Origin of the sequence: [Clostridium] citroniae WAL-17108 (genome assembly GCF_000233455.1) — a bacterium.
GTDB lineage: Bacteria > Bacillota > Clostridia > Lachnospirales > Lachnospiraceae > Enterocloster > Enterocloster citroniae.
The window spans coordinates 14,581-28,645 of the sequence record NZ_JH376432.1; the positions used below are offsets into that span (position 1 = coordinate 14,581).

The window sequence follows — 14,065 nt, forward strand, 5'->3', positions numbered from 1 at the left end:
ACCTCCTAATTTGTCAAGGGATCAAAGAAGTCCCTGAGACCCTCTCCCAACAGGTTAAGCCCCAGCACGGAAACAGCGATAAAGATACCTGGATATACAATCATCCACCAGGCATGAAAAATTACGCTCTTCCCCTCATTGATGATATTTCCCCAGCTTGGCTCCGGAACAGGTATGCCTACCCCGAGAAAACTTAAGGATGCTTCTGAGATGACTGCTGTTGCAAATATAAATGATACCTGGACCAGGACTGTAGATATAACATTGGGCATAATATTCATCCAGATAATACGCCCATCATTAGCTCCTGATGCCCGCAGTGCTTCAATATAAGTCTGCTCCTTTACCTGAAGTGTGATGGACCTGGCCACCCTTGCAATGTCCGGAATAGATATAATGCTCAATGTGATGATCACATTATTCATCCCGGCTCCCATTATACCCACAAGTGCAATGGCAAAAATCAGGGACGGAATTGCCTTCAGCCCGTCACAGATCCTCATAAGGACCGCTCCTACAGCCGGATAATAGCCGGAATATAGCCCCATAAACAGACCTGCTGCAAAGGAGGTGGCGCTGACCGTTATGCCAACCTTCATGGAGATGGATGTACCGTACAGGATCCTGCTGAGAATATCCCGCCCAAAGGTATCTGTACCAAATATATATTCCCGGCAGGGAGGGGTAAGCCGTCTTGTTACATCGATCGCCTGAGGATCATAAGGAGAGATTACATGCGCTGTTAAAGCCAGGATAATCATGATCACCGTCACTGCGGTCCCAATTAATACAGCCCTGTTATGCAGGAACTTTCTGAATTTTAATCTTCTGTGCTCCCTGCGCATCTGTTCTTTTATCTGTTTTAAGTCCGTCATCTTTCATCCCTCCTTTCTTATTTTTCAGTTCTGATCCGCGGGTCGATGACACCATATATCAGGTCCAGAGCAAACATGATCAGGACATTGATCACTGCAACTAAAAGGACCATGGCCTGAACCACCTCGTAGTCCCGCCGCCCAATAGAATCAATGATCAGCTTTCCGATTCCCGGTATATTAAATATGGTTTCCGTCACCAGGGCGCCGGCGATTAGAGACACAAAACTCTGGGCGATCACGGTGATAATGGGCAAAAGCGCATTCCGAAGGGCATGTCTGAACATCAGGGAAAACGAATGCACACCCTTTGCTTTTGCCATTTTGATATAATCTTTATTCAATACCTCCAGCACCGCGGACCGCGTCATCCTGCTTAATAAAGCAGCGTGCATCATTCCCAGTGATATGGACGGCAGTATCAGATACTTTACATAGGTCACTAATCCTGCATCCTTTAGTTCTTTGTAGCCGGAAGCCGGGAGTAATCCCAGCTTCACGGCAAAGAGAAGTACCAGCAGCAGCCCTAACAGGAATCCCGGTATACTCACACCTATCATCGAAACCATCATCATTCCCTGATCTACCGCCCTGCCTCTGCCCCTGGCAGCCATGATTCCTGTGGGGATCGCAATGATGACGGCTATGCCCAATGCACATAAGGTAAGGACGATTGTGGGCTTCATACGCAGTCCAATAATATAGGACATGCTTCCTTCCATAAAAATGGAGGTTCCAAGATCCCCATGGAGCACATCATTCAGCCATTCCAGATATTGTACGGGTAGTGTCCGGTTAAGTCCCATCTGTTCCCGCAGGGCTTCTACCGCTTCCTGGGGGGCATCTGCTCCAAGCATGATTCTGGCCGGATCTCCCGGTGTCAGATGTATGATAAAAAAGGTAACAAAAGACACGATAAACAGGACCGTCAGGACAGATACCGCCTTTTTTACAATATATTTAAGCATTTCTTGCCCTCCATTTCATGTTCAGTTATTTTCTGACCGCCATGTTTCCGATGATCGGTCCGCTGCAGAAAAAGACGAAATTGTCTACCTTTTCATTGTACACATTATACAGGAATACACTTCCCAGCTTTGTTGCAGGCAGACTTTCATTCCAACAATAGGTTTGCAGTTCATCCCATATTTTCTGTCCATCCTCCAATGATGAGGTCTGGTTCATCTGGGCAACCATGTCAAAAATCTTTTGGTCATTGGTAAATCCTGCCCAGGTAGGACTTAGGAACAGCTGAAGAGACGGAACTGCAACCGGCATAAGGGCAGCAAAAAACACATCATACTTGGACGGATCGGAACGGTAGGTTGAATAGCTTGTCCAGTCAGGGGTTACCATTTCCACGGTCATTCCAATGGACTCCAGCTCTGCCTTTAATGCAACAGCTGCGTTGGTAAGATTAATATCATTAGATGCACACAGGATACGGAAGGGCTCACCATTATAGTTGGCCTTTGCCAGATATTCCTTTGCCAGATCCGCGTCCACTCTATGGGCATTTTCCTTGCCTGCATCCGTAAACCAATTGGCTGTCTCCTCCGGCATAAAGCTTACCTCCACCCGGAAGAACTCAGAACTGCCGTGGGCTGCTGTAAGAATTTCTGTGGGATCTGCAATTGCATTTACAGCTTGCCTGATATTTACATCTTGTGTCAGACCGCTTGCCTTGTTGTAGACAATGACCCATTCTCCATTCAGTTCCTTCCATGTCTGTAAACCTTCTGTGGACTGGAACATCTGATAGTCATCGGAACTCATCTCCGTGACCACGTCAAATTCGCCTGTCTGAATGCCGGTCGTTCTGGTTGATACATCTGTTACAATATCAAAGTAAACCGTCTTAGTAAGTTGGGATTTATATCCGTACCAACCGCTTGTCTCTCCCTCTGTGCCATATGGCTGGTAGTCATCAAAGCGGTCCAGACGTATGTAGCTTCCTTCTTTCCACTCTCCAAATTTATATGGTCCTGTGCCCACATATGACTTAACCGCACCTGTCTCAGGATCAGGGTCATCCAGAACGGATTTAGGCATTATGACAGATCCCTGTGTCTGAGTTGCTATAAGTTCATTTAAAAAGGCTGCGGGCTCGTCCAGGGTGATCTTCACAGTATAATCATCCACCTTTTCAAACTGTGAATCCCCTACCATAGCTTTGGCATTTCCGTAGTGTTCCACCCAACGGTTCATGGATGCAACAACATCATCCGCCTTCATTTCTTCCCCATTGTGGAATTTTACACCCTTGCGCAGCTTCCAAGTATATTCCTTTGCGTCAGCGCTCACCTCATAGGACTCGCAGAGTTCTTCCCTTACCTTGAACTCTTCATCCATGGTAACCAGGGCTTCGTAGATACTTCCGTACGACACCACTCTGGCGGGCGCATCTGATATAAGCATGGTATCAAGAGTTGCGGGCTCGATCTTATAACCGATATGAAGTTCATCCTTGTATTCTGCCTCCTGTGCCGCCTGCTCCGGGCTTGATATATCTTCTCCTTTTACTGCTTTCGATGCAGCCGATGTGGTATCCCCTTTTGTCTGGTCGGCCGTCTTTTGACATCCTGTCAATGATGAAATGATCATGCTTCCCGCCAGTAATGTTGCTAAAAACCTTCTTTTCATATTCGTCCTCCTTTGTATTTTTAATTGTTATGCTTTCACCGCGAAAGCAAGATTCTTATTTAACATAAATGGTCTGTAAAGTCCTGTTAGATTGGAAAGAGGAAGGATTTCCTCAGGCAATTTGATTCCGATTTCCTCTGTCATAAGCCGCCTTCTTTCCATCATCCTTCCAAAAGCTTCCGGAAACTTCTGATGGATCTCCTCTCTGAGAGCTTTATCCGCAACCGCGATTCCATCCTCACAATTGGCACCCGCATATCCTTCCACGGATGGTATAATATCCATCTGGATGCACATCCCGCTTTTTATTGTTATATCCGATCCTTTGTAAAAGGGGGAGGCGCTCCACTCTTCCGTGGAAATAAAATGTCCCGGGTTTAATACCCATCCATAAACCTCCTTTGGAAATGTGGACTGCACCATTTCAAAGATATCACCGGACCCGGCACCTATTTTCATATGCTCAAACCAGTTTACAACCGTTGCAAAATAAGGTCCGCCCAGCTTTTCTATGTAGTCCTGCTGCCCCTTTGGAAGGTCCTCTTTAGAATAGGCCACATAACCAGTGCGGCATGTGAGTCCGCCTCTGAGCCCCTGGGAACAGTTGATCGGTTCTCCCATACATATTTTTTTTGAAGACGGGCTCACAAGACCTAACTTTGTCCTGTTGCCCGTGGAGAGCATAGGGAAACAGGATATCTCCAGCCCTCCGCTGCCCATTTTTCTGGACAGTTCAATTTCTGAAATTCCCGTCCTAACACCATTTACAATATTCTTAACCGCGTCCGATGCATATGCCGCACCATACTCAAGGCCAACAATCTCCTGGGCCGTGTGGCTGTTGCGAATCCCATACCCGGGATGGATCAGCAGATCCGTGGCATTGGAGATCATGCCCTCCCCCACGATCCCTTCCGCTGCCTTTACAATATAATGGGGTATTTCAAAATCCTTCTCCGTCCCATACCACGGGTACATCAGTTTCCAGCCAACCAGTCCAACCCTGCACCCCTCTTTTATTCCTTCATCCCTGAAAATATCCTGAAGATCCCTTAATTGATCTACGGGCTGATTGGGAAGAGAAAGGGCCTGGAACAGGATTCCTTTTGCTTTGATGCGGCTGTATGCAGCCATACAAAAGCATTCATTTCCCAACAGAATCGATGCGCTGCCGTCCCTTTTCAATACCAGGATACCTTCCTCAAACCTTGGTTCAAATCCGGTCAGATATTGAAAGTTACTAAAATGCTCCCTGTCTGTGTAAAACACAAGATAATCGTAGCTTCGTCTGTCCATTGCCTGTATGGTGCGGCTCAGCCTCTGCATATAAATCTCGTGGTCCAGCTCCGTTTTCTCCTGAGGCAGGGCAATTGCCGGATCCTCCACGTATTTCAGGATAATGTTATCTCCTCTTACCATTGTTTCCTCCTTGTCTTAAGGGCAAATTGAATCACTCCACTGTATTGTTCTTACTGAAAAGTATATTTCATTTCCCATATGCATCCTATATATTCAAAGAACAAATCTGGTTTTTGTTTTGTACATTATGCACATCAAGAAGAACTATCCTGCAGATTCACGAACAAATCCAACAAAAAAGCAGCACCAGACCATGATAATCAACAATGGTCCAAGCCGCTTTATTCTTCTGTTATTCTCCTTTACATATCCGACAAAATCAAACACAACTGAAGCTGGAAACAGTACTCCCAGTCGCTTAGGTCATTGTCCAATATCTCCTCACATTTTTTTATCCGGTAACGCACCGTATTCCTATGCAGGTAAAGACGGTTGGCTGTCTCCATAATACTGCAGTGACAGTCCAGATATGCCTTTAGGGTCCGCTTCAACTCCACATTCATCTCGTCCTCAGGAAAGGCCAGTTCCTTTAACATACGTTTACAGACATCATCGATCTGACGGCTGGATATTCCCTTCAGAAGTTCCAAAATATTTTTGGGCTGATAATGAAGGATCATAGTATCCTGTTTTGCAGACATGTTGTTCAGGCTCTCCACTGCCTCCCAGTAGGAATTGACAACGGAACCGATATCATAAGCGCTGTTTCCGTACGCAAAAAACATCTGTTCATGGAAAATGTCCTCCAGTACATCATTGATCTCCTTCAAACGTTTATCCAGATTCCTCCCATTATTCTGCAGGACCAGCACATACCTCCAACTGTCAATATCCGGAAGTACAATGATATCTCCTGAAAATGGTTCCTCTACTTTCCTTTTCAGATAATTGTAGACCAGTATGTAGCGCTCTTCCCGGCGCATGAATTGGGTTGCCTGGAATTTCTGTGTCTCCGCGTGTATAAACCTGGCAATGATGACCCGGTAAAACGCGCTGGGCTTCAGTCCATGTTCCTGTCCTATAGCCAGAATCTGCCTGGCAGACCAGCACTTGTTTTCATTTACATCCACCATAATCTTTAAAAAGCTGTCCCTGAACTGCATTTCATTATAGTAAACGTAAAGGTTTTTATAAAAATGGATTCCGAATATGAGCAGTACCTCCTCCATGACAAAGGCTGAGATGGCTGAGGTATTTTCATCATTAAATATAACCAGGTGATGCGTGTTTCTGTTAATTGACCGGATGGGATATACAACGATCTGCATCTTCTTTCCCAGTTGGGTAAGCGTATGCTGCCAATATTCATTGTCTTCCTTGTTAACCTGTCTCATAACCTGCAGGGCAGTCTGTTCTTCCAAACGGCTGGTGTTGCTCGTGCCACAAATCTCGCCGAACATATCCACAATCAATACGTGCTTTTCAATCGTGGAACCCAGTACATTCAGCAGACGTTTCAGCGATGCGCCGTGGAGAACCAGGTTATAGAATTTTTTCTGAATGTTCAGCGCGTTCAGCAGATCCTTGTTTTCATTATCCCATATTAAAGCCAGAAACCGGTGATAGACATCTCCCAGGGTCCTGTTCATGGGTATACGAACCAGAGGGAATCCAACACTGTCAGCGATTTCGATCACCCGGGGATCCAGCTTATCAATAAAACGCCCCAGCTTAATTCCCAGACCTGCGCAGGGAAGCACATTCAGCCTTAATATTAAATCGCAAAGATCCTCCTGATGATTTTTATAGATCATGGCAGTGGTAATGATAAAACAATTCACAGGAACAAAGGAGATAATGTCCGGTGTTTCCGTGGACTCTATGGTTGAAACCGTGCGTTCCAGATCCGCATTACGGTTCATAACCACCAGATCTTTCAGGCTGTTATTTTCTAATAAGCATTTTAATGTCATACGCTCAGGCCCCCATATCCGTGAAAGCAGGCACAATGGTCAATCATAAACTTCTATTATAGTGATAAATCCATTTGTTTTAACTGGAAAAGTATTCCAAACAGCATATCATCCCCAGAACTATGACCAAATTGATGGATAGCCAGCGCGGCTCTGTGCATGTCCTCTCTGTGGTTACAGCGGACCGCATCCAAAAACCGGAGCAGCGAACCGCAGTAAAGCCCCTCCAGGGCAGCATGCAGGTTTGAAAGGCTGATATCCGTGGTAATCCCTTCCCGCAGCTGAGCGGCCACCTCCTCCTGAAGGACACATTCTCCCTTACCGCATGCCATGTTTATGAACAGCATGCCCAAAAGCATGTCATCGCCAGAGGGAGTCAGTCCCCTTCCCCTGCCCAGGTAATACCGTACCCCTTCCCGGATTCGGTTTCTGTTCCTGTCCCGGATCGCCCGGAACAGGGGGAGGGTAAAGTCAGTTCGGGCATTGTCTGAGCATATCCCATAAGGCTCCAGTATAGATACCGCCGTCCTAATTCCGGAATGGGATAAGTTACAGGACACCACCCTGCTGTCATATACAATTCCCTGTCCCAGTCTGATAAGTCCATTGGAAGAAATCAGGCACCTGCTGCTTTTGTCCCACGCCATAGCGTTCCCTCTTTCCAATCCGGATGCCAAAAGCGCTTGATAGTCATATAAGGGCAAAATCACACCAAAAGGAAGCTGCTCATTGTTCTTGTTCCCGACAAAGCACAGGTATCTGCCTGCTCTCAAGTTAAATCCGCTGGAATATACGCTGTGTACCTCATAGTCATTTGTATCCGGCAGTGTCAAAAAGCTGCGTGATACATGGACCGCACTGATATCAAACGCTGGCTGTATTTTACTTTCCATGCCCATCCTGTCCGGCCTGTTTATCTACTTCTCCATATCCACCCTGTCCGTAAGCCAGCTTTTCCATATATGCCATCACTGCCTTTTCAAAGCATTCCATGGGAGGCCGTACCGTACCCGCACCAATCTGTCCGTTTCCCGCGATGCGGTGGGCAATCCCCGTATTGATCACCGGTGTTATTCCTTTTTCCACCACCCTGCACGCATCAATCCCCAGGCAGGTTCCCTGGAAGTTCCAGGTGGGTATAGGAAAATTAGGGTTATGACCCAGACATATCTCCGCCATCTGATTGCTTGTCCTCACCGCATCTTCAAAGCCCCCGGTTCCCACAAAACGGGTAACGGCCGGAGCTGCCACCATTGCCATTCCACCCACACCAAATGTTTCGGTGATAGCGCTGTCTCCCATGTCAGGACTGGCATCTTTTCCGGTAAATCCGGTAAAATAAAGACCCTGGGGAATGTTCACCGGTGCAGTGAACCACTGATTCCCCATACCGCTGATGCGTATGCCAAAATTTTCTCCGTTTCTGCACATAGCGGTTACTACAGTTCCTTCCGTGATAGTCCTTGCGCTGTCCATAACCGCCTTGGCCGAAGCCATCATAATATTCAGGAAAAACTGGTCCGTGTCAGAAAGAAACTTTATGACCTGTGCAGCCTTCTCCCGGTCTATATCCAGGGAAGTGATGATAGGCCCTACTTCCTTTAGAAATGCCAGGGATGCGGCAATATTGCGCTGATGGAATTCATCTCCCATGGCAATTGCCTTTGCTATAAGAGGATTCACTGCAAGTCCTCCCTCCATGGCTTTAAGTGCCTGCTTTAGGGTTGGACCCAGAACATCCCTCATCCAATTCAGACGCTCTATTACTTCCTCCGAGTACGCCCCAAACCGAAGCACACGTCCAATTCCCTCGTTCATGGTACAATAGGCCATATTACCGTAAGGCTGGCATTTGACTGCAAATACAGGCATATGTGGGGAGGTGATCCCTCCCATAGGTCCCACCGCATTTACGTGGTGGCAGGGGATAAACCGGATACTTCCCTGCTCAAGCATTTCTCTTGCCGCTGACTGGTCCTTTGCCCATCCCTCAAATAATACCGCACCGATACAGGACCCCTGCATGGGGCTCGGCATATTTTCCCACTGGATAGGCGGGCCTGCATGCAGCAGCGTCATTCCTGTATTAAGTTCCGGAATGGATTCCATCGCTGGCGTCACGTCCATCAGTACAGGGGAGCTTGATATAACGCGCCTGATTACCTCCTGATTTCCCTGCTTCACCCTTTTCTGCCGGCTGAGAAAATTGACCGCTTTAATCAGATGCCGATTCCCGCCTGCAGGCGGTCTCCAGTTAAACTGTAATGTGGAACATCCTGCCTGTGACAGAACCTCTCCGAAACCTTTTAGCCCTATATTGATAACGGACGGATGGCCTGAGAAAAGCCCTGCCATCTGCTTTGATACCGCAAACCCGGATTCCTCTGCTTTTTTCATGACCACTGCCTGATGTCTGGAATCCGGCTCTTTTTTCGCCTCCGGTATCCATGGGCGGCCAATCAACGCCAGGGCCGTAAGGACTGCCTGCCGGTTACTTTCGCACACAATGACCCCATCTTTTTCCAGCTGTACCTTCTGTGCACTATACCCCTGAATATCCTCCGGTGTCCCGCACAAGTCTGCTACAAAGTACAGCCTCCTTCCCTGCTTTCTGCATCTCTCCTTGATTTCCCTGATACATTGGCTCAGGGCTCCCGCCATATCACTGCATGCCCCAAAACCAAGAACCACGTCAAAGAGAACGACTCCTGTCTTTTCATCCTCCAGAGCCGACCAAATCCATTCTAACCTTTTTTCAGGGACAATCATAGGATGGGGGGTGCCTCTGGTAAAAATATCATCCCCCAGATCAAATATCTCGTGGCCGCAGCAATCCAGTTTGTGTCCCCTTCCATGCCCTTTTTGAACCAGCCCAAGCCCTCTGGACAAAAGAATGGCAGCCTCCTCTGCCAGAGTGCCTCCGGAATAATATCCCTTGATCCTCATCTCTTCTTGTGGCAGAAACGGTTCGATGTCCGGTCCAACAGTTACAGGAGCTCCACGAACAGTCTGAAAATCCGCGCCCTGTCCGGCCCGGAGCAGGCTGACCGCTGTAAGAGCAGCTTCCTCCAATGTATATGCCTGATAAATGTTCTGTTCCCCATCCTCAACCATATTAGGTTCCTCACCCAAAAACAGGGTGACAACCGGTTTAGGTATTTTGGACAAACAATGGATGATAGCTTTACGCACCGAGGGGGCGGGTGGTTTGGATATGACAACCAGTACCTTTGTCTGCTCATCTTGCTCCAGAAAACGGATGGCATCCAGCATGGTCACACCGCCTACCTCCTCCTTCAAATCACGGCCTCCTGTCCCAATGGCATGGGATATTCCTTCCTGACTCCGGCTGATGATGGAAAGCAGTTCCTGGATACCGGTCCCCGATGCTCCGGCGATCCCTATGTTTCCTCGCTTAATACGGTTGGCAAATGCCACAGGTATGCCTCCCAGCACGGCGGTTCCACAATCCGGCCCCATTACAAGGAGCCCCATGTGGTGTGCCTTGGATTTCAGCTGTATTTCGTCCTCCAAAGGCACATTATCACTAAATATAAACACATTCATTCCTTCATCCAGCGCCCGGCTTGCCTCCTCCGCTGCATACATGCCGGGAACAGAGATCACAGCCAGGTCAGCATCCGGCATTAATTTTAATGCCTGATCCCAATAATCTGCGGACGTTTTTTCTCCGGATGTTCCTGCAGTTGACTGGCTGTTAAGAAAGCATTCTGTCTCCTGTGTAATCTTGTCCATAATGCCCTCTGACTCCACATCGGCAACAATTGCCATATCATTAGGTCCTGCTGATGCAAGTTCCGGGGTGGCAAGGCCATTTACATCATACATCTCCTTATTGGCAGGAGTTGCCATCATGATAGAAACCCTGTTTACCCCTTCCATTGCCGCGATCCGGTTGGTTAGCAGCATCAGGACCACCGAGTCCTGATAACTGCCCTTTTTTATCACTGACTTTATCATGTCTCTTCTCCCCTATTCCGCAAACTTGTTTTTGTGGTCATAATGGTTATAGTGAAGGTCATCGCTTGTAAGATAACGGTAAATATCGTCCACGATCTCTATTCCGCCGTCCTCCTCATATTTCTGCCTGCGCAGCATCCCCCGCTCTCCAGGATAATATACCTTAGCAAACCCGCTGGCTGGTTTTATCTGTGCCAGTTCGTCCAGCACCTGGGACATGTCCTTTTTAAACTGTTCCACTGGTACAAACCTGGCCGGGTCTATAACAATATGTATGTGCCCCAGGCATCGCCCCTTTGAGAGATCCTCATACATGGAACTGACATGCCTGCCGAAGGGAACCCCCAGCATAATACCGGACAATACATCCACCATCATCATAAGGCCGTATCCCTTGGGCCCGGCAATGGGCACAAGCGCATTTACCCTGGTGGAATCAGTGGTGGGGTTTCCATTTTCGTCCACCGCCCAGGTATCGGGAATCGGCTCTTTTCTGGAACGGGCCACAAGGATCTTTCCCCAGGCCTGCACCGTGGTGGCCATATCAAAGATAACCATCCGTTCATCTGCAGTAGGGGCGCCAAAAGCAATGGGATTTGTGCCGTAAAAGGGTTCAGTGCCTCCATAAGGCACTACCATGGGATCGGATTGACACATATTGATAGAAACCAGACCCTCTGCGGCAGCCATTTCAGAGTAGTAGCCAATACTCCCGCTGTGGGATATGTTTCTGATTCCGACAATTCCCACGCCATACTCTTTAGCCATTTCAATGGCGTGTTCCATGGCCAGGGACGCAGCTACATAACCACAGCCGTTATCTCCTTCAAAAACCGCGGTACAAGGGCCGGTCCGTTGGAATTCAAACTTGGGATCAACATTCATGCCGCCCTTAGCAATCCGCTCCGTATAATACTCCACCCTGACCGCACCATGGGAATGGATTCCTTTGTAGTCCGACCATACCAGAATATCTGCCATGATCGCGGCATGATCCTCCTTCATTCCCGCGCCTATAAATTTATTCATCATCAGCTGCTTTAATTTTTCCGGTTTTACCCTCATTGCGTACCTCCTTTTAATCAATGCCCATATCTTTTCCTGTCATGGCTTACAGGGCAGCATCCCGGTTGCAGTCTTTGGAATACAGATAGGCAAATTCCTCATCTCTTCCCACCCCATAGGCGGCCTGAAGACAGTAAGCCCCCATAAAAATGTAATCCCCTTTTTTTACCGGTATCCAGTCATTATCCAGATTGTACATTCCCTCTCCCGAATATATCAACGCGCCGTGCTCCTGGACATGAGTCTCCACATAGCCATGGCTGGCTCCCGGTTTAAAGGACAGAATATGAAAATTCATATCAAATCCCAGGTCAGATGCCGAGGGAAGAAAATCCTTGATTCCCACATCTGTCATTCCCTCATAATCCGTCCATTCCACATCATTGATATTTGCGATGACCGTATAAGCCTCATACCCCTCCAGCGGTTCATATTTTCGCTTGTACAGAAATCCCCTTGCCTCGCCCCCTTCATTTTCAAAGCACAGCATTTTTCCTGATGGAGAGAAAATGTATCCACCGTTTCCTATGACCTCTTCCTTATCCTCATTCCACACCCTGACTTTTCCCTCAAAGAGAAAGAAAAATGTTTCCACTCCCTCTCCTCCGAATCCGGCCAGGTTCCTTCCGCCTTCCCCTATCGATACAAGGTAGTCCACAAAGGAAGCTCCCAGTTTGGGCGATCCGAGAATCGTCATCTCGCACTTTTCAAAACCTGGTATTGTATTCTTTACCAGACCATCCGGCTCTATCACTGCATACATACCTCTCTTTAATACGGACCGATTTATTAACAAATCCTTTCTGTACCCTGTCACCTGATTGATATAACTCATTTACTTTTCCTCCTCGAATTTATTTTTTACTGCCCTGTTCATATACATATAACCTGCGGTTGATACTGCCAGCAGCCCTGCACCGATAAAAAATCCTCCGCTCCCGCTTCCGCTTATGTCTTTTATTCTCCCTGTAAGAATGGGGGCTATAACGGAACCGGACATTCCGCAGCAATTGAATATACTTAAAGTTAATGCCAGATTTTTGCTGTCTGAGAAATCCGTTATGCACGAGATCAGCACCGGATCAACAGAGATCTTACCAAAAAATCCGTATAAAAGGAGCATGACTGCCAGCACAGTCATATTGGGTGCCAGCATGGATGCACACACAAGCATCACTGAGATGAACTCCAGAAATACTACGATCTTCTGCTTTTTACCGGACCAGCGGTCTGAGAGTACTGCAAAATACAATCCTCCGGGTACGGCTGTGATACAGATCAGTGCAGATACAATGCCGAGAACACCTCCGCTCAATCCCCTCTCTGATTCCAGATAATCAGGAAGCCATGTGATGATAAGGTAATATACATAGCAAGTGGCAAAATACAGAAAACTGCATGCTAATAGGGGCTTCCACATAACAGGATTATTTTTCTCTGTCCCGCATGGCCTGCCTCCGTCTGCCTGAACCTCCTGTTTTGGATCATCATGCAGGAATAGCAGAAACAGCAAAGCCATTCCCATTGACAGCACCGCTGCTGCCGCTCCCATGAACTGCCACGGCATTCCCCACCTTTTAACCAGCAGGGTGGAGCCAAGAAGCCCTGTGATCAAGCCTACAGAACATCCGCTGTTAACCATAGCAGCCGACAGTCCCTTCTTTTCCGAAGGTACAAATTCAGCAGTCAGTGAAAATGCAGATCCATAAAACGTTCCACAGCCAATTCCCGCAGCCACGCTTCCGGCATACATCCCCTCCAAACTTCTCACCGATGTTGTGATCACTGTTCCTGCTGCCAGAATGAGGAATCCTGGAAGGATCACCTGTTTTTGTCCCCATCTGCGCACCAGATAGCCGGAAGGTATCTGCATCAGCGTATATCCCAGGAAATAGAGACTGGCAATCATCCCCATGGCTGCATTGGACTGCATACCTATGGTCTCCTGTATTTCGGCATATACAGGTGTAAGCATGGAACGGTATATCCAGATTACCACCCACCCGCCAAACAAAAGGGCAATCAACCTCTTCCAATCCTTATCCTTCATCTTTCCCTCCGATTGAGACTCCCACTTTCTTTCTCTTACCTAATCATAGAATGATTCCTCCCTATTTTCATCATCCATGGATTCCAATTCGGTCAGGGTATTTTGTAGCTTGTGCACAAATGGCAAAACAAAAGCTCACAACCGGTGTGTGATTACCGGCCATGAGCCATACGTCAATA

General features: G+C 47.6%; 10 protein-coding genes. All 10 read right to left on the minus strand.

Translation table 11 applies throughout. The annotated features are described in order from the left end of the window. Positions 1-5: 5 nt before the first annotated feature. Positions 6-875 carry an ABC transporter permease gene (locus HMPREF9469_RS27905; protein WP_007870421.1) on the minus strand — a complete coding sequence of 290 codons (870 nt, stop codon included), beginning with the start codon at positions 873-875 and terminating at the stop codon, positions 6-8. Between the two features lie 17 nt (positions 876-892). Beyond that, positions 893-1,843 (minus strand): ABC transporter permease, encoded by a 951-nt coding sequence (locus tag HMPREF9469_RS27910; protein ID WP_007870422.1) that lies wholly within the window; start codon positions 1,841-1,843, stop codon positions 893-895. Positions 1,844-1,868: 25 nt separating this feature from the next. Continuing rightward, on the minus strand, positions 1,869-3,518 hold the full coding sequence (locus HMPREF9469_RS27915) for an ABC transporter substrate-binding protein (protein ID WP_007870423.1): 1,650 nt from the start codon (positions 3,516-3,518) through the stop codon (positions 1,869-1,871). Positions 3,519-3,545: 27 nt separating this feature from the next. Next, positions 3,546-4,937, minus strand: a complete 1,392-nt coding sequence (locus tag HMPREF9469_RS27920; RefSeq protein ID WP_007870424.1) for a M24 family metallopeptidase — start codon at positions 4,935-4,937, stop codon at positions 3,546-3,548. A 242-nt stretch (positions 4,938-5,179) separates the two neighbouring features. After that, positions 5,180-6,790 (minus strand): PucR family transcriptional regulator, encoded by a 1,611-nt coding sequence (locus tag HMPREF9469_RS27925; protein ID WP_007870425.1) that lies wholly within the window; start codon positions 6,788-6,790, stop codon positions 5,180-5,182. A 56-nt stretch (positions 6,791-6,846) separates the two neighbouring features. Next, positions 6,847-7,683 (minus strand): oxamate carbamoyltransferase subunit AllH family protein, encoded by an 837-nt coding sequence (locus HMPREF9469_RS27930; RefSeq protein WP_007870426.1) that lies wholly within the window; start codon positions 7,681-7,683, stop codon positions 6,847-6,849. Continuing rightward, positions 7,673-10,771, minus strand: a complete 3,099-nt coding sequence (locus HMPREF9469_RS31670; RefSeq protein ID WP_007870437.1) for a bifunctional FdrA/YlbE family protein — start codon at positions 10,769-10,771, stop codon at positions 7,673-7,675. Before HMPREF9469_RS31670 ends, HMPREF9469_RS27930 begins: the two co-directional genes overlap by 11 nt. A 12-nt stretch (positions 10,772-10,783) precedes the next feature. Continuing rightward, complete coding sequence (gene allD, locus HMPREF9469_RS27940) at positions 10,784-11,836, minus strand: ureidoglycolate dehydrogenase (RefSeq protein WP_007870440.1); 1,053 nt, start codon at positions 11,834-11,836, stop codon at positions 10,784-10,786. A gap of 46 nt (positions 11,837-11,882) precedes the next feature. Then, positions 11,883-12,671: a (S)-ureidoglycine aminohydrolase gene (gene allE, locus HMPREF9469_RS27945; RefSeq protein WP_007870443.1), complete on the minus strand. Its 789-nt coding sequence runs from the start codon at positions 12,669-12,671 to the stop codon at positions 11,883-11,885. Further along, positions 12,672-13,886, minus strand: coding sequence for an MFS transporter (locus HMPREF9469_RS27950; protein ID WP_007870445.1), 1,215 nt, complete (start codon positions 13,884-13,886; stop codon positions 12,672-12,674). It lies immediately after the preceding gene. Positions 13,887-14,065 lie beyond the last annotated feature (179 nt).

What these genes read in the sequence shown, in the direction of transcription:
- HMPREF9469_RS31670 (WP_007870437.1), bottom strand. Translation starts at nt 10,771, where the DNA reads ATGATAAAGTCAGTGATAAAAAAGGGCAGTTATCAGGACTCGGTGGTC.
- HMPREF9469_RS27915 (WP_007870423.1), bottom strand. Translation starts at nt 3,518, where the DNA reads ATGAAAAGAAGGTTTTTAGCAACATTACTGGCGGGAAGCATGATCATT.
- HMPREF9469_RS27925 (WP_007870425.1), bottom strand. Translation starts at nt 6,790, where the DNA reads ATGACATTAAAATGCTTATTAGAAAATAACAGCCTGAAAGATCTGGTG.
- allE (WP_007870443.1), bottom strand. Translation starts at nt 12,671, where the DNA reads ATGAGTTATATCAATCAGGTGACAGGGTACAGAAAGGATTTGTTAATA.
- HMPREF9469_RS27920 (WP_007870424.1), bottom strand. Translation starts at nt 4,937, where the DNA reads ATGGTAAGAGGAGATAACATTATCCTGAAATACGTGGAGGATCCGGCA.
- HMPREF9469_RS27905 (WP_007870421.1), bottom strand. Translation starts at nt 875, where the DNA reads ATGACGGACTTAAAACAGATAAAAGAACAGATGCGCAGGGAGCACAGA.
- HMPREF9469_RS27950 (WP_007870445.1), bottom strand. Translation starts at nt 13,886, where the DNA reads ATGAAGGATAAGGATTGGAAGAGGTTGATTGCCCTTTTGTTTGGCGGG.
- HMPREF9469_RS27930 (WP_007870426.1), bottom strand. Translation starts at nt 7,683, where the DNA reads ATGGAAAGTAAAATACAGCCAGCGTTTGATATCAGTGCGGTCCATGTA.
- HMPREF9469_RS27910 (WP_007870422.1), bottom strand. Translation starts at nt 1,843, where the DNA reads ATGCTTAAATATATTGTAAAAAAGGCGGTATCTGTCCTGACGGTCCTG.
- allD (WP_007870440.1), bottom strand. Translation starts at nt 11,836, where the DNA reads ATGAGGGTAAAACCGGAAAAATTAAAGCAGCTGATGATGAATAAATTT.